At 41.4% G+C, this 16,406-nt stretch carries 17 protein-coding genes; 14 read left to right on the forward strand and 3 right to left on the reverse strand.

Annotated elements, in window-relative coordinates; all coding sequences use genetic code 11:
- The first annotated feature begins 122 nt into the window (after window positions 1–122).
- The 4 genes from A4H00_RS06485 (at window position 123) to A4H00_RS06500 (ending at window position 3,653) form a co-directional block, all read left to right on the forward strand.
- Window positions 123–812, forward strand: a complete 690-nt coding sequence (locus tag A4H00_RS06485; RefSeq protein ID WP_067088348.1) for an amino acid ABC transporter permease — start codon at window positions 123–125, stop codon at window positions 810–812.
- Entirely contained in the window at window positions 805–1,539 is a 735-nt protein-coding gene (locus tag A4H00_RS06490; RefSeq protein WP_067088350.1) for an amino acid ABC transporter ATP-binding protein, read from the forward strand. Before A4H00_RS06485 ends, A4H00_RS06490 begins: the two co-directional genes overlap by 8 nt.
- 390 nt (window positions 1,540–1,929) lie before the next feature.
- Window positions 1,930–2,781, forward strand: coding sequence for a bifunctional methylenetetrahydrofolate dehydrogenase/methenyltetrahydrofolate cyclohydrolase (locus A4H00_RS06495; RefSeq protein WP_067088351.1), 852 nt, complete (start codon window positions 1,930–1,932; stop codon window positions 2,779–2,781).
- Window positions 2,782–2,792: 11 nt separating this feature from the next.
- The gene (locus A4H00_RS06500) at window positions 2,793–3,653 is read left to right on the forward strand and encodes an NAD(P)H-hydrate dehydratase (RefSeq protein ID WP_067088353.1); all 861 of its coding nucleotides are present in this window, start codon (window positions 2,793–2,795) and stop codon (window positions 3,651–3,653) included.
- A gap of 294 nt (window positions 3,654–3,947) precedes the next feature.
- Here A4H00_RS06500 and A4H00_RS06505 read toward each other — a convergent pair whose 3' ends face one another.
- Entirely contained in the window at window positions 3,948–4,589 is a 642-nt protein-coding gene (locus A4H00_RS06505; RefSeq protein ID WP_067088355.1) for a prepilin peptidase, read from the reverse strand.
- Between the two features lie 97 nt (window positions 4,590–4,686).
- Between A4H00_RS06505 and mnmL the strand changes: the two genes are divergently transcribed.
- The 7 genes from mnmL (at window position 4,687) to A4H00_RS06540 (ending at window position 10,924) form a co-directional block, all read left to right on the forward strand.
- On the forward strand, window positions 4,687–5,622 hold the full coding sequence (gene mnmL, locus A4H00_RS06510) for a tRNA modification radical SAM protein MnmL/YtqA (protein WP_067088357.1): 936 nt from the start codon (window positions 4,687–4,689) through the stop codon (window positions 5,620–5,622).
- Complete coding sequence (gene mnmM / locus A4H00_RS06515) at window positions 5,616–6,173, forward strand: tRNA 5-(aminomethyl)-2-thiouridylate-methyltransferase MnmM (protein WP_067088359.1); 558 nt, start codon at window positions 5,616–5,618, stop codon at window positions 6,171–6,173. Before mnmL ends, mnmM begins: the two co-directional genes overlap by 7 nt.
- Window positions 6,166–6,420: a hypothetical protein gene (locus tag A4H00_RS06520; RefSeq protein WP_067088361.1), complete on the forward strand. Its 255-nt coding sequence runs from the start codon at window positions 6,166–6,168 to the stop codon at window positions 6,418–6,420. Before mnmM ends, A4H00_RS06520 begins: the two co-directional genes overlap by 8 nt.
- Window positions 6,421–6,432: 12 nt before the next feature.
- On the forward strand, window positions 6,433–8,487 hold the full coding sequence (locus A4H00_RS06525; protein WP_067088364.1) for a cation:proton antiporter: 2,055 nt from the start codon (window positions 6,433–6,435) through the stop codon (window positions 8,485–8,487).
- A 120-nt stretch (window positions 8,488–8,607) separates the two neighbouring features.
- Window positions 8,608–9,060 (forward strand): MarR family winged helix-turn-helix transcriptional regulator, encoded by a 453-nt coding sequence (locus A4H00_RS06530; RefSeq protein WP_067088365.1) that lies wholly within the window; start codon window positions 8,608–8,610, stop codon window positions 9,058–9,060.
- Between the two features lie 10 nt (window positions 9,061–9,070).
- The gene (locus A4H00_RS06535) at window positions 9,071–9,580 is read left to right on the forward strand and encodes a mycothiol transferase (RefSeq protein WP_067088367.1); all 510 of its coding nucleotides are present in this window, start codon (window positions 9,071–9,073) and stop codon (window positions 9,578–9,580) included.
- A 9-nt stretch (window positions 9,581–9,589) separates the two neighbouring features.
- A complete protein-coding gene (locus A4H00_RS06540) occupies window positions 9,590–10,924 on the forward strand; it encodes a replication-associated recombination protein A (protein ID WP_067088369.1) in 1,335 nt (444 codons plus the stop codon).
- Window positions 10,925–11,257: 333 nt separating this feature from the next.
- On the opposite strand, the gene A4H00_RS06545 is transcribed toward A4H00_RS06540, so the two are convergent.
- A complete protein-coding gene (locus A4H00_RS06545) occupies window positions 11,258–12,037 on the reverse strand; it encodes an ABC transporter ATP-binding protein (protein WP_067088371.1) in 780 nt (259 codons plus the stop codon).
- Between the two features lie 73 nt (window positions 12,038–12,110).
- Window positions 12,111–12,872, reverse strand: coding sequence for a S1 family peptidase (locus A4H00_RS06550; protein ID WP_067088373.1), 762 nt, complete (start codon window positions 12,870–12,872; stop codon window positions 12,111–12,113).
- Window positions 12,873–13,132: 260 nt separating this feature from the next.
- Here A4H00_RS06550 and A4H00_RS06555 point away from each other — a divergent pair, with 260 nt between their 5' ends.
- From A4H00_RS06555 to A4H00_RS06565, 3 genes are all read left to right on the forward strand, one after another.
- The gene (locus tag A4H00_RS06555) at window positions 13,133–14,491 is read left to right on the forward strand and encodes a hemolysin family protein (protein ID WP_067088375.1); all 1,359 of its coding nucleotides are present in this window, start codon (window positions 13,133–13,135) and stop codon (window positions 14,489–14,491) included.
- A gap of 305 nt (window positions 14,492–14,796) precedes the next feature.
- Window positions 14,797–15,588: a pyruvate formate-lyase-activating protein gene (pflA, locus tag A4H00_RS06560; RefSeq protein ID WP_067088377.1), complete on the forward strand. Its 792-nt coding sequence runs from the start codon at window positions 14,797–14,799 to the stop codon at window positions 15,586–15,588.
- Window positions 15,589–15,937: 349 nt separating this feature from the next.
- On the forward strand, window positions 15,938–16,198 hold the full coding sequence (locus A4H00_RS06565; RefSeq protein WP_157770989.1) for a hypothetical protein: 261 nt from the start codon (window positions 15,938–15,940) through the stop codon (window positions 16,196–16,198).
- The last annotated feature ends 208 nt before the right edge of the window (window positions 16,199–16,406 follow it).

A 16,406-nucleotide genomic window follows, 5' to 3' on the forward strand; every position in this document is an offset into this window, starting at 1 on the left:
TGTTAATCAGGAAAAGCACTACGGTGCTTTTTTTATCGAATTGAATATTTAAACAAAGGTGTTGAATTTTTATTCAAAAAGAGGTATAATAGGTGACAGATAGTTTGAAAAGAGGTAATTAAATGGATTTTTCATTTCTTCCCAAGTATTGGGCTTATTTTAACTATGGAGCGCTTGTCACACTCTTGATTGCAGCTTTGGTCGTATTCTTTGGGAGTATCATAGGAATTTTATTGGCCTTTGCTCAGCGGAGCAAATTTCGCCCCTTGGCTTGGTTGGCCAATCTCTATGTCTGGATTTTCCGTGGAACTCCTATGGTGGTACAAATCATGATTTCTTTTGCGGTGATGAACATAACGGCACCGACTTTTGAATTGGGAATTTTATCTGTTGATTTGTCACGCTTGTTGCCAGGGATTATTGTCATTTCTATGAATAGTGGTGCCTATGTGTCAGAGACGGTACGGGCTGGGATTAACGCCGTTCCAAAAGGGCAGTTAGAAGCAGCTTATTCATTAGGAATTCGTCCTTTTGAAGCCATGAAATCCGTCATTATGCCACAGGCTATTAAGAATATTTTACCAGCTTTGGGGAATGAATTTGTGACCATTTTAAAAGATAGCTCACTCTTATCTACCATCGGTGTGATGGAGCTGTGGAATGGTGCGACAACCGTTGCGGCAACGACCTATTTGACCCTGACACCGCTCTTGTTTGCGGCTGCTTATTATCTGGTCATGACGAGCGTTTTGACCTTAGCCATTCAAGCATTTGAGAAACAGTTAAACAAAGGAGGGCAAACTCATGCGTGAGCCAATTATTTCCATCAAAAATCTGCATAAATCATTTGGAAAACATGAAGTGCTAAAAGGGATTGATTTGGACATTGAGAAGGGACAGGTCGTTGTGATTATTGGGCCGTCTGGCAGTGGGAAATCAACTTTCTTGCGAACTATGAATCTGCTTGAAGTGCCAACCAAGGGGACGGTGACCTTTGAGGGGGTTGATATCACGGATAAGTCAAATGATATTTTTAAGATGAGAGAAAAAATGGGCATGGTCTTTCAGCAGTTCAATCTGTTTCCGAATATGTCGGTGTTAGACAATATTACTCTGTCACCGATAAAGACCAAGGGATTGGCAAAGAGTGAGGCTGAAAAAATTGCCTATGATTTGCTCGAAAAAGTTGGCTTGCCCGATAAGGCTCATGCCTACCCTCAGAGCTTATCAGGCGGTCAGCAGCAGCGGATTGCGATTGCCCGTGGTCTAGCGATGGATCCTGATGTCCTGTTATTTGACGAGCCAACGTCAGCCCTTGACCCTGAGATGGTCGGAGAGGTTTTAAGCGTGATGCAAGAGTTGGCAAAATCTGGGATGACCATGGTGATTGTCACCCATGAAATGGGCTTTGCCAGAGAAGTGGCAGACCGTGTTATCTTTATGGATGGCGGCATTGTCGTAGAAGACGGCACACCCCAGCAAATCTTTGAAGAAACCAAAGAATATCGGACAAAGAATTTCTTGTCTAAGGTGTTATAGTATTCCGATTTTTAAGCACGAAGTTTCAAGCTGGGCACTTGCTCAGCTTTTAGTGTCATACTCAATGAACATCAACATCTGACTAGGTTCCACAATTGAGAATTGTAGAAGGCGATCGTTAAAACTAGCGTAGCTTGTGTTCTAAAAAACGCCGGTAGAACTAGAGGGTAGCTGAGGCTGGTTTGTCCTGTTCCCATTTCCAACCTTCAACAGTCCGCTGGACTGTTAAAGCAAGGTGAGCTAACGATGTCAGATGTTGCATGTTGGCGAGTATCCATTCTGATAGAGAATACTTGATATAGATAGAAACTATAAGGCTATCTAGCCAAGAACTGCTAGAGCCTGCTTTCATTTTTTGATATAATAGGAAAAAAGAAAAGGAGATGAGAAATGGTAGTCATTGATGGGAAGGCACTTGCGGCGAAGTTACAGGGGCGTTTGGCAGAAAAAACAGCTTTTTTGAAGGAAAAAACAGGATTAGAACCAGGCTTGGTTGTGATTTTAGTGGGTGAAAATCCTGCCAGCCAAGTTTACGTGAGAAATAAGGAGCGTTCAGCCCTAGCGGCTGGTTTTCGCAGTGAAGTTGTGCGAGTTCCTGATACGATTACCCAAGCAGAGCTGCTGGGTCTGATTGAGCACTACAATCAAGACGATGCTTGGCATGGGATTTTGGTGCAGTTGCCCTTGCCAGCCCATATAGATGAAGAGGCAGTTTTACTTGCGATTGACCCTCAAAAAGATGTGGATGGTTTTCATCCGACCAATATGGGCAAGCTCTGGAGCGGCCATCCCGTCATGATTCCCTCAACGCCAGCAGGGATCATGGAGATGTTCCGCGAGTATGGGATTACGCTTGAAGGGAAGAAAGCGGTCGTGATTGGTCGGAGCAATATCGTTGGAAAACCCATGGCCCAACTCCTTTTAGATGCCCATGCGACAGTGACCATTGCCCATTCACGGACTGAAAACCTAGATCAACTAGCACGTGAAGCAGATATCTTAGTTGTAGCAATTGGCCGTGGGCATTTTGTGACCAAGGACTTTGTCAAAGAAGGGGCGGTGGTCATTGATGTCGGTATGAACCGTGATGAAAATGGCAAATTGATTGGCGATGTAGCCTATGATGAGGTCAAAGAGCTCGCCAGCTACATCACACCTGTGCCTGGTGGAGTTGGTCCCATGACCATTACCATGCTAATGGAGCAGACTTTCGATGCCTTTCAACGGAGCTTGAACAAATAAGGTGAAAATCCATGGTCAGAATTTTAGATGATAGCCTTCTTAGGCGAGTGATTCAGCCACGGCAGCCAAACAGTCACAAGGGAGACTACGGGCGAGTGCTGCTAATCGGTGGGACCTATCCCTATGGTGGGGCCATATTCATGGCGGCTCGTGCGGCAGTTTCCAGTGGTGCAGGTCTTGTGACAGTGGCGACAGAAAGAGCGCATCTGCCAGCACTTCATGCCTCTTTACCAGAAGCTATGGGAATGGATTTCCAAGATGAGGACTTGCTGTGCAGCCAAATCAAGAAAGCAGATGTTATTCTCATAGGCCCAGGCCTTGCCTTGGGAAATCGGGAACAGGCTTGTTTTGAGTTGCTTATGAAGAGGGTTAGCCCTGGGCAAATTCTCATCCTAGACGGAGGGGCTATTCAGTTTGTCAAGCAGCAAGGAATGACTGCTCTGCCGGCTGGCTGTATTGTAACGCCTCACCAGAAAGAATGGGAAGTATTGAGTGGCCTAGCGATTGGGAAGCAAAATGACCGTGCTAATCTTGGAGCTTTGGAAAGATTTCCATCAGATGTCATCTTGGTACAAAAGAGCCAAGAAACAACGGTTTATCAAAAGGGGCAAGAAGATGTTGCTCGCTTGTTGATTGGTGGACCGCACCAAGCAACAGGGGGTATGGGAGATACCTTGGCTGGAATGATTGCTGGTTTTGCGGGTCAATTTCCGCAGGTTTCGCTCCGTGAGCGAGTTGAGGCTGCGGTGTATCTTCATTCTGCCATTGCAGCGGAGCTCAGTAAGACTGCCTATGTCACCCTTCCAACGGCTATTAGTCAGGAAATTCCACGTTTGATGAAACGGTATGTTCATCGTCAATCTACAAAATGATACAAAAAGAAAACACTTCTATTTCTAGCAGCGTACTAGTTTCGATAGAAGTGTTTTTCGTAGTTTGCTTTATGGCTTGAGTTGACAGATTTATACTCCATGAACAGTAAAGGTAATGTTTTTTGCGACTTTCTTAAATACTTCGGATATAAACTGTCTACTGTTTATTATTGCTCATCTCATTAACTGAAAAGTATCTTATTTGACTCGCTCAACTTGCGCCATTTTATAGTAAAAGAATAAATAGCTATAAACAAAATAGTTATTTTTGAAGTTAAACGAGTATTAGAAAGACTAGAAGCACTGCAAAATCAGGCTCGCTAGAAAGAGGCAGGGCACAAAGGGAAGGGACTTGGGTTGAAATAGTTTGAAAATCAATAGTCCAAAGACACTTGCTAACTGGACAATCCAGAGAATTTCGGTGAAGGAAAAGAGGAGAGAAAGGCTAGCTAGGTAGAAAAAATCGCCTGAACCGATATTGAGATTGTATTTTTCAGCAAGTAGGGCAAGGGCGATTAAGCCACAAAAGACCCAATTCAGACTCGATAACAAGAGGGCTAGGAAAGTAAAGAATAGCCAAATCATGAGTGGATATTCTTGGTGTTTAATATCATAAATAGTCAGTACGAGTCCAGCAAACAGCAGTGCGCATTGTAGAACGGAGATAACATCAAAAGCTAAGAGGAGAATGAGTCCAGCCGAAATAGTCTCTAAGCCTAGATACCAGTAAGGGATTTTTGTCTGGCAATAACGACATTTAGAGCGCATGACAAGTTGCGAGAGAATTGGAATCATATCCCACCATTTTAATGGCTGTTTGCAATGATTGCAGTGACTAGCTGGAAAGAGGATTGACTCGTCAGGAAAACGGTCAATAACGACACCGAGAAATGAGCCAAGAGAAGCTCCTAAAAAAAATAATAAAATAATCTTCATACCTATTTATTCGCAACTGCTTGAAAAAAGTAAACAGAAAGATCAATTTTTCTATTTTTTTGCTACTCCCATTCTTGAAATGTGGTAGAATAAGAGAATGAAATCTTACAATGCTTTGAATGATTATTATCGGACTTTGTTTGGCGAAAAGACCTTTAAAGTGCCGATTGATGCGGGATTTGACTGTCCGAATCGTGACGGAACAGTGGCAAAAGGCGGTTGTACATTTTGTACGGTATCGGGATCGGGAGACGCGATTGTGGCACCTGATGCGCCTATCCGTGAACAATTTTATAAGGAAATTGATTTTATGCACCGCAAATGGCCAGATGTTCGGAAATATTTGGTCTATTTTCAAAATTTTACCAATACGCATGAAAAGGTTGAGATTATTCGGGAGCGGTACGAGCAAGCCATCAATGAGCCAGGAGTAGTGGGCATCAATATTGGAACGCGACCAGACTGTCTACCAGATGAAACGATTGCCTATCTGGCAGAATTGTCAGAGAAAATGCATGTGACAGTGGAGTTGGGGCTTCAGACAACCTTTGAAAAAACATCTGATTTGATTAACCGGGCTCACTCGTATGAACTCTATGTTGAAACTGTGAAACGATTGCGTAAATTTCCTAAGATTGAAATTGTCTCTCATTTGATTAATGGTTTACCCGGCGAGACACACGAGATGATGCTTGAAAATGTTCGCCGTTGCGTAACGGATAATGATATTCAAGGGATTAAATTACACTTGCTTCATTTGATGACCAATACCCGTATGCAGCGAGATTATCATGAGGGGCGGCTGCAATTATTGAGTCAAGAAGGATATGTGAACATTATTTGTGACCAGTTGGAAATTATCCCCAAACATATCGTCATTCATCGGATTACAGGAGATGCACCACGCGATATGCTGATTGGACCAATGTGGAGTCTCAATAAGTGGGAAGTGCTGAATGCCATTGAAACCGAGATGCGTCGCCGTGGGAGTGTCCAAGGCTGTAAAGCAAAGGAGCAGAAATTTATATGTTAAGACCATTAGAAATGGCCCATCAGTTTTTAGCAGAAGTCATTACCAAGGAAGATATCGTGGTGGATGCGACCATGGGCAATGGGCATGACACTCTTTTTTTAGCTGAGAGAGCCAAAAAAGTGTTTGCATTTGATATCCAAGAACAGGCGATTGAGCAGACTCGTGTGCGTCTGGAAAAGGCTGGTCTGACCAATGCTGAGCTGATTTTAGCAGGTCATGAACAACTGGATGTCTATGTAGAAGAGGTAAAAGCAGGGATTTTTAATCTGGGTTATCTGCCAAGTGCAGACAAATCGATTATCACACAGCCCAATACGACTATTCTCGCACTTGAAAAATTATGTCAACGCTTGGTATTAGGAGGTCGAATTGCGATGATGGTCTATTATGGACATGAGGGAGGTGTTTGTGAGCGAGATGCAGTGCTTGATTTTGTGTCTCAGCTACCACAACGAGAATTTACCGTGACGATTTATCAAACCCTCAACCAGATCAATCACCCACCTTTCTTACTCATGCTTGAAAAATTAAAGGAATACAATCATGGATAAAAAATATTTACAGGAAAAATTAGACACACTGCGAAGTAAGTATCTAGAATCAGATGCTGGTGAGCAGCTTGCAAAAAAATTTGATGATGCACATTTAAGCAAAAAAATGGTCAAAATTAAACAGAAATTGGTCAGTCTTGAAATGGAACGGTGCCAAAAACAAATCGAGCACCGAGATGTTTCCAAAATTGATGAAAAAATCTCTGAACAAAAACTCTTATTTGAACAATGTTGTAAGGAACAATAAGGAGGGTAGTGGATGACAATACTCCTTTATTTAATTGTATTTTTGCTGGTTTTGATTGCGTCAAATGCAGCTAATAAATTGTTTCCACGTTTGCCGTTACCATTGTTACAGATTGTTGCCGGAGTCTTGTTAGGTCTGTGTATACCACAAGGAAAGTTTCATCTTGACACGGAATTCTTTCTCGCTTTGGTCATCGGGCCGCTTCTTTTTCGTGAAGCAGAAGAAAGTGATGTCACAAGCATTTTGAAGCACTGGAAAATTGTGCTGTATCTCATTTTCCCAGTCATTTTCATTTCAACTCTTAGCCTAGGTTATATGGCGAATTTTCTTTGGGCTAGTCTTCCGTTAGCCGCTTGTTTGGCGGCAGGAGCAGCCCTTGGTCCTACAGATTTAGTAGCCTTTTCTTCTCTATCGGATCGTTTTACATTTCCAAAGCGTGTCGAGAGCATCTTAAAGGGAGAAGGCTTGCTGAATGATGCGAGTGGATTGGTTGCTTTTCAAGTGGCGGTTGCAGCCTGGGTTACAGGTGAATTTTCACTAGAAAAAGCTAGTGTATCTCTCCTCATTTCCATTGTAGGTGGTTTTGCGATTGGAGCGATAACGGCCTTTTTCAATTATCGATTGCATCGTCTATTGCTACATGCTCGAGCGTCTGATATTGCGAGTCAATTATTACTGGAATTAAGTCTACCCTTACTCACTTTTTTTCTAGCTGAAGAAGTTCATGTTTCAGGGATTATTGCGGTCGTTGTTGCAGGGATTTTTAAGGCTAGTCGGTTTAAAAATATTACCTTATTGGAAGCCCAGGTTGATACAGTAACCGATACGGTTTGGGGAACTGTTACCTTTATGTTAAATGGTTCGGTCTTTATCATTTTAGGAATCGAATTGCAGATGATTTTAGAGCCGATTTTGAGCAGTCCGATTTATGATAATCTCTTTTTAATGATGACTATTTTTGTTCTCACCTTCTTGTTGTTTAGCATCCGTTTTCTCATGATTTATGGTTTTTATGCCTATCGGATGAAGCGCGCAAAGAAAAAGATGACCTATGCCTTGAAAGATAGTCTATTGCTGACATTTTCAGGAGTTAAGGGAACGGTTTCCATTGCAACGATTTTGTTAATTCCAGCAAGCTTAGAACGAGAATATCCTCTCTTACTCTTTCTTGTTGCAGGCGTTACCTTACTCAGTTTCTTAACGGGCTTGGTCGTATTGCCACGTCTATCTGAAAATAAGGAAGAAACGCTGGAATATCTGATGCACATCGCAATTTTAAATGACGTAGTGACGGAATTAGAAGCGGATTTGGCACATACCAAGATTAAAGGACCACTCTATGCAGCGATTGATAATTATCATGGTCGTATCGAAAACCTGATTTTAGAGCGGGAAGATAAGACTGTTCGAAAGGATCTGGCAAGTCTTCAACTCTTGATTCTGAGTATTGAAAATGATGGTCTTGAGCAGGCCTATGAAGAAGGAAAGATTGATGATCGGTCCTATCACCTTTATCAGCGTTATCTTTTAGGAATGGAACAGCGAATTAACCGAAATTTTGCTTCTCGTTTTACCTATTTTTGGATTGTTTTTTGGCGTGTTTCTCGTCTTATTCTCCATGAAATTGTGACATTGGGTGCTAGATTGCGTTCTTGGCGGAAAAAGGAAAAACGCCATTTGACCAAGGAAGAAATCGAGAGTATTGCAGAGCTCTATCTTGCCAATACGGAGGTGATTGTTGAGAGTTTGGAGCATTTGAAGGGGATTTATAAAAATTCGCTGATTAATTTCTTACAGGATTCTCGCTTGCGTGAAACAGCGATTATTGGTAGTGGAGCCTTTATTGAACGGGTTATTACTCGGATGAAACCGACCAATATTGTTGAAATGCTACGTGGCTATTACCTGGAGCGTAAAATCATCTTTGAATACGAAGATCAGGGACTGATTTCGCCTAGTTACGCTAAGCGTTTGCGACAGAATGTCAATAATTTAGAAAACTATTCCCTCAAGGAAACCGTGAATACCTTGCCGTATGATATGGTGAATTACGCTAGGAAGGGATAAGAAAAGACTGGGCACCAGCCATAGTGGCTGTTTTGCTCAGTTTTTTTCTTGCCAAAATTGTTTTTATATAGTAATATATAAGGTGTATTTGTTTTATATAAAAACAAAAGGGAGTTGGTTATGAAAAGTAAAAAGGGTGGGTATTTGACCCTCAAGATTCGTCTTTTAAACGGTAGGCTCTTTAATCGTTATCTATCCATGGATGAGCGAGCTTTGTATAACGCAGAGCAGGGAAAAATTTTATCAGCCCTTTGGGATAGATCGCCTCAAACAGCGACAGATTTGTCACAAGTGACAGGGTTAGCCAATAGTAGTTTGTCTCTGATGTTGAAACGTCTGGAAGAAAAAGGTCTTCTTGTTAGTCAGGTTTCGACAGAGGACAAGCGTAAGAGAATGGTAGATTTAACTCCGCTTGGTGCTAGTCAGAAGTCTGTTGGGGAAGCGATCAGTCAACAGCTGAGCGATGTTTTTTACCGTGGATTTTCAGAAAAAGAAATCGAGGCAGTAGAAGGATACTTAGAACGAATTTTGAAGAATTTAGAAGCACAAGCAAATCAGGTATTCAAACGATAAGGAGAGAGCGATGCAAACAAAAGATTTATTGATTCAAACATTGGAACGTGCCGAGGAGCGCTTTTTAGAAACATTGGATATGATGAGCATTGAGGAAGCTAATACGATGCCAAATCCCTTGCTAAAATCTGTAACTTGGCTCATCTGGCATACGGCAAGAACTGTGGATTTTCAGATTGCAGATTTGGCGAAGGTAACTCCCTTATATCAATGTAATGACTGGGAGAAGCGATTCGGTTTCGATTTACCGAGCGATACGCAGGACTGGATTCATACGGTGGAAGAAGCGCAAAAAGTACAGGTAGCAGATAAACTGTTTCTCATAGAGTATTTGCAAGAAGCAATCGCTTTTGGCAAGCACTATATCGAGGAATTAGAGGAGCAGTCTCTAGATGATGTTATTGACGAGTCTTGGGAGCCTGTGGTGACACGTGGTGTGCGTTTGGTATCAACTGTTGACGATGCAGTAATGCACTCAGGACAAGCAGTTTATACAAGACGTTTGGTGATTGGGCGATAGGAGCAGTAAATGGGACAAGCCAGTTTATTTGAAGAGGAGATGAATCAGAGTGCCCCACTAGCAAGCCGAGTCCGTCCTAAGACTTTAGACGAATTTGTTGGTCAAGGGCACTTAGTTGGGGAGGGGAAATTTCTACGAGAGATGATTGATAAAGACCAAATTTCTTCCATGATTTTCTGGGGACCACCGGGTGTTGGAAAGACGACGTTGGCTGAAATCATTGCAAAGACAACACGCTCTCGTTTTGTTACCTTTAGTGCTGTCATGAATGGAATTAAGGAAATTCGAGTTATCATGAATGAAGCTGAAGAATATCGCCAGCTTGGTGAGAGGACTATTGTATTTATTGATGAAATTCATCGATTTAATAAGGCCCAGCAAGATGCCTTTTTACCTTATGTAGAAAAAGGTAGTATTATTTTAATTGGAGCGACGACAGAAAATCCTTCTTTTGAAGTGAATTCTGCCTTACTATCAAGGACACGTGTCTTTGTTTTGAAGCAATTGACAGCTGAAGAGTTGCAGATGCTTTTAAAACGGATGCTTCGCTCTCCACTTGCTTTTCCCGATTGGGACATTGAGGTCTCAGACAGTATTCTCAAGCAAATTGCGATTTATTCAAATGGTGATGCACGTACAGCTCTCAATACATTAGAAATGTTGGTCATCAACAGTGAAACAAGGGATCAAAAAGTTCGGGTGACAGAAGACCTAGTGGAAACTTTGCTGGATAAAAAGACAGCCTATTATGATAAAGACGGTGAGGAGCATTACAATATCATTTCCGCACTCCACAAATCCATGAGGAATAGTGATGTGGACTCGGCTATTTATTGGTTAGGTCGGATGATTGATGGAGGCGAGGATCCTGTCTATATTGCTCGGCGTCTGCTTCGATTTGCGAGTGAAGATGTGGGTCTAGCTGATAATGGTGCTCTTAATTTAGCAGTTAACGTTTTTCAGGCTTGTCGCTACATTGGTTTACCAGAGTGTGATGTGCACTTGACGCAATGTGTCATCTATCTCTCTCTGGCCCCTAAGTCTAATGCGACTTACAAAGCACGCACAGCTGTACAAAAAGATATTAAAAAAACGATTGACGAGCCTGTTCCACTCCATTTGCGCAATGCAACGACCAAACTCATGAAAGAAGTCGGCTATGGGAAGGGGTATCAATTGGCTCATTTCTATGATGAAAAATTGACGACTATGCCAACCAGACCTGCAAGTATTAGTAATCATGTCTATTATCAACCGACTGAAGAAGGACACGAGGCTCGAATGAAACAACGATTGGACTATATCACAGAATGGAAAAGAAGGAACGATACAGGTTTTCACTAGGAAGGAGCAGAAATAGAGAATGCCTGGACTCCCTATTATGGCTGCACAGACTTTTGAAGTGTCCTGTACCCTCTCCATATTTTTTATAGGAACAGAAAAACAGTCGAATGCTTCAAAAGGAGACATCCTTCTCTGCTTCCTATGTTCAGATATCAACAGTCCGATGGACTGTTGAAGCAAAGTGAGTTAACGACGTCAGATGTTGATTTTTGATGAGTACAATCTCCACAGTCAACAATCAAGCACTAGAAAAGGAAGAAATCAAAAAAAAACAGACGGATTTGTGCTGCTCCGTTATTTAGGAGAAATCCAAATCTGTCTGTTTGCATATGCTTATATTAGTGGTTTGATAAAGAGTCGGTCTTCACCAAGTGAAATCAGCTCCACCTGCTGGTCATAAAATTGACTCAGAATATCAGGGATTAGAATGTCTTCTTTTGGACCTTTCGCAAGAATTTTGCCTTCTTTGAGTAGGAGGACATGCGTAAAGGATTGGGTAATTTCTTCGGCATGATGGGTCACATAGATAATCGCTGGCGCTTCAGGAAGTTGACAAATTTGTTCGATATGCTTGAGTAGGCGTTCACGGGCGAGTAAATCAAGACCAACCGTTGCTTCATCTAAAATCAACAGCTGAGGTTTTTCCATGAGACTACGGGCAATGAGCAGTAGTTGGCGCTCTCCTTGAGATAAGCTAGCATAAGTGCGACCAATCAGATGAGCAGCATCAATCCTGTCTAGCATATCCTTTGCTTCCTGCAATTCCTTTTCACCATATTTACGATAGAGAATAGACGATTTATATTTTCCAGTGAGGACAATTTGCTCTGCGTACAGATCAGTCGGAAAGCGTTCGGCTAAAAAGGATCCGACAATCCCAATCTTGGTCCGTAAACTTGGAATGTCACCCTTTCCAAATTCAATATCAAGAACGCTCAATTCACCAGAACTCTTCCAAAATTCAGCTGTTAAAATACGCAATAAGGTCGATTTACCAGCTCCGTTTAAACCCAGAACAGCCCATTGCTCTCCTTTAGCATATTCCCATGAAAGGTTGTCTAAAATAGTTTTTCCCTGTCTACGATAGGAAAGATTGCGCATTGAAAGAATCATAAACTACCTCGTTTTCAACTCATTTCCACTATTATATCATAGAAATGTGCCACAAGGATCGGCGAAAGGAATCTTATTGATGTTTAGCGATGAATGTGCGTATGCTTTTATCAAACAAGAGACCAAAGGAGGTTGGTTTTTCTAAATCCTCTGTTGAGGCATTGGCTATTCCAATCATATCGCCATTTTTATTGAATAAGGGGGAACCTGATGACCCACTAGCGATAGGAGCAGTATAGGTGAGGAAGTTTCCGTCAATTTCTTTAATCATTCCCTGACTATCCCATAAGGTGCCAGGCTCTTTATCACCTGGATAGCCGACTGCTCGGATAAAATCAGAGACCTTTGTTTTGTCCGTTGTGTCAAGACTAGCCATTTTTTGAATGGTAAGGTGGCTCAGTTCTTTGTTGGAAGTGATGGGTTTTTGGAGTTTGACAATGCCAACATCCATACTTTCATCTTCTGGGGCAATGAACTCTTTGATAGGGAGGTCCACCTGTTTACCCTGTTGATCAACAGTTCGAACGACAGCTGCGTCTGCTTTTGCAAGACCAGTGACAACATGACGATTGGTCAGCAATGTATCTGGGGAGATAAAGACCCCTGTACCGTGCCCTTTTGCATTTTCTATTGATTGGATTAAGGCAATGCCGTTGTAAGTGCTAGTGGCAATATCTTGGATTTGGGTCCGACTGCTGATGGTTTCCTTGTTGCTGGAAGTTGTGGTTTGAGGTGCAGGCTTTGTCTGCTTAGCTGAGCAAGCAGTCAGGAAAAGTCCGCTGGTTGATACGAGTAGGCCCACAAGTGCCAATTGACAAAATCGGTTTGGTTTCATGAATGTTCTCCTTTATAGGTTTCATTTACTATCATCTTATCAGATTCATCTCACTATCCTCTATGCCTCTTGCAATTTTCATCTATTTTTTGATTTGGAAGCAAAATAGCAAAACCGATTGCTGGTAACAGTTCGGGAAATGTGCCTTCAAGTGGAGCAATTGCCACTATTTTAGCGACTTTAGTAGAATCTAAGTGACAAGAATGTAAAAAAAGTGGTATAATAATACTATTATATTTTTTATAGGAGATACACACATCATGGAAGACCCTGGTAGTCAGACCATTCATTTACAAATTTTATTATTGCTTTTATTAACCTTACTCAATGCCTTTTTCTCAGCTTCTGAGATGGCTCTTGTTTCTCTCAACCGTTCCCGTGTAGAACAAAAAGCGGCTGAGGGAGAAAAGAAATTTATTCGTTTATTACATGTACTAGAAAATCCCAATCATTTTTTATCGACGATTCAAGTCGGAATTACCTTCATCAGTATCCTGTCAGGGGCGAGCCTAGCAGGTGACTTAGGGACGGTATTTGCTGGCTGGTTAGGAAATTCTGCGACAGCACAGACTGCTGGCTATTGGCTTGCACTTGCCTTGTTGACCTTTATTTCAATCGTCTTAGGAGAATTATATCCTAAGCGAATTGCCATGAATATGAAGGAAAATTTAGCGGTCATTTCAGCGCCAATTATTCTCTTTTTAGGGAAGCTTGTTAGTCCCTTTGTGTGGCTTTTGTCAGCAGCGACCAACCTCATCAGTCGCATAACACCGATGGAGTTTGACGATGCTGATGAGAAGATGACCCGTGATGAAATCGAGTACATTTTAACCACACAGAGTGAGGAAACTTTAGATGCAGATGAAATTGAAATGTTGCAGGGGATTTTTTCACTGGATGAAATGATGGCACGTGAAGTCATGGTACCGCGTACGGATGCCTTCATGGTCGATATTGAAGACGATACAGCAACGATTATGGCGGAAATTTTGAAGCAGAATTTCTCGCGGATTCCAGTTTATGACGGAGATAAGGATAATGTTGTTGGGTTGATTCATACCAAGCGTATCTTGGCGGAAGGCTTTTCCACTGGTTTTGAAAATTTAAATATCCGACGGATTTTACAAGAACCACTCTTTGTACCAGAGACGATCTTTGTGGATGACTTATTAAAGGCTTTGCGCAATACTCAAAATCAAATGGCTATTCTACTTGATGAGTACGGTGGTGTGGCAGGAATTGTGACTTTAGAAGATCTGCTTGAGGAAATCGTGGGAGAAATTGACGATGAAACGGATAAGACAGAGATTTTTGTTCGAGAAATTGGAGAACACACCTATATTGTTCAAGGAAATATGACCTTAAATGACTTCAATGAACATTTTGGGACAGAGTTGGAAAGCGATGATGTAGATACGATTGCAGGCTTCTATCTGACAGGTTTAGGGACAATTCCAAGTCAAGAAGAAAAAGAAGCCTATGAGGTCGATAATCACGGCTATCACTTGGTTATGATCAATGATAAGGTCAAAAATGGTCGTGTGACCAAGTTGAAAATGATACTGACACCTCTTGAAGCTGAAGAGGATATGAAAGATAGAAAAGAAAAGAAAGACTGAGCGATGGCTTAGTCTTTTGTTATATCAACCATAGTTAGTCCCTTTGAATCTATTAGCTCATTAACGCATCTTACCTAACTCCAGTCATGCTCTAAATAAAGAATCATGTTGGTAAAAAATAAACGTTTCTGATTGTTGTGTCAGTATAAGAAACATCCCTAAATCTGAATGTGCTTTTAAGAAAGTAGGAAGGAATAGTGAGAAGTGTGTCTTCAGCAGGAATATTTTCCTATTCAAAGTCATTCATACAAACGCTTTCCTAATTTTATGGTATAATAAAGCTAGTAAGAAGTGAGGAAGAGAAAATGGAAGCAATCGATTACAAAAATGTAACAGGTCTAGTGCATTCAACGGAGAGTTTTGGAGCGGTAGATGGTCCGGGCATTCGCTTTGTGGTATTCATGCAGGGCTGCCACATGCGTTGTCAGTATTGCCATAATCCTGATACTTGGGACTTGGTCAATCCAGCAGCTACTGAGCGAACAGCAGGAGATGTGCTTAATGAAGCCATTCGCTACAAGGGATTTTGGGGGAAAGAAGGTGGCATTACCGTATCAGGTGGTGAAGCGACCATTCAGATTGACTTTTTGATTGCTTTGTTTACCTTGGCAAAAGAAAAGGGGATTCATACAACCTTAGATACCTGTGCTCTTACTTTCCGCAATACGCCAAAATATCTGGAAAAATATGCCAAACTCATGGAAGTAACAGACTTAGTCTTGCTGGATATTAAGGAAATGAACCCAGACCAACACCGCTTTGTCACAGGTCATAGCAATAAAACCATTTTAGAATGTGCTCGCTATCTCTCTGACATTGGTAAACCAGTCTGGATTCGCCATGTCTTGGTGCCAAACTTAACAGACCGTGATGAAGATTTGATTGAACTGGGGAAATTTGTTAAGACCTTAGACAATGTCGAGCGTTTCGAAGTTCTTCCCTACCATAATCTAGGCGAATTTAAATGGCGGGAATTGGGACGTCCCTATCCGCTAGAAGGAACCAAGCCACCAACTAGAGCCCGCGTTGAAAATGCCAAAGAGCTCATGGATACGGAAAGCTATCAGGATTATCTAAACCGTGTGCGAGGGAACTAAGAATCTGTATTCTCCATCTAAGGCTAGTTATTAAGCCATTCATCATTTGTTTTTTTCAAAAAACTGCCTTGATTAGCGAAAAAGGCTCTCTTCTATAAAAGCATTTCACTTGTACAGACAGGTTTTGAGAATGTTTCGTCAGATAAGGAATTCCTCCAACCATTTAATTGGGAGGATTTTCTTATTTTAGGGAGGGCGATTACTGCAAAAATATTGCTAGAACTACTTGAATTTTATTCCAAAAGTGTTACAATGAAAACATGAAAACGTTTTAAAAAATAAAAGGAGGGGCTGTCACGTTCTATTCTGTTGATGTTTGCATGTTTTAATTTTAGGAAAAGAGCTAATCATGAAAAAATATTTAAAATTTGTTCTCACAATAGGAGTTAGCCTTCTAACTGTAACTGCAGTGAATGCTTATGGCTCGTATACAGGATTTTTCTGGAAAATTTCGACCTCCTCTTCGATGTATGGAAATGCTGCTAGAAGTAGTTTTGAGGGAGCTTTTGATATTGAAATTCATCCTGTATCCATGAGGATTGAAAGCTTTGGCTATACAGGAACTGTGTACTGTGATGGCAACGGTATTGTAACAGCAAGTTGGAATTGAGTGAAAAAGGAGTTTTGTTATGATTATTTTAGTGATAGTTCTCCAGTATTTTCTCTCAAAAACTCGGTATAAGTATTTACTTAGTTACCTTAGTCTTGTTTTCGGACTATGTAGCCTGTTTTTTTTGGTTTATAACGAGTCTTTTTGGCTAGCAGCAGCCGTACTCCTTTTAAGATCTATAAGTATTTCCATATTCTTTGTACTACTG

The sequence above is a fragment of the Streptococcus marmotae genome (assembly GCF_001623565.1).
In the GTDB taxonomy this organism is placed as follows: domain Bacteria; phylum Bacillota; class Bacilli; order Lactobacillales; family Streptococcaceae; genus Streptococcus; species Streptococcus marmotae.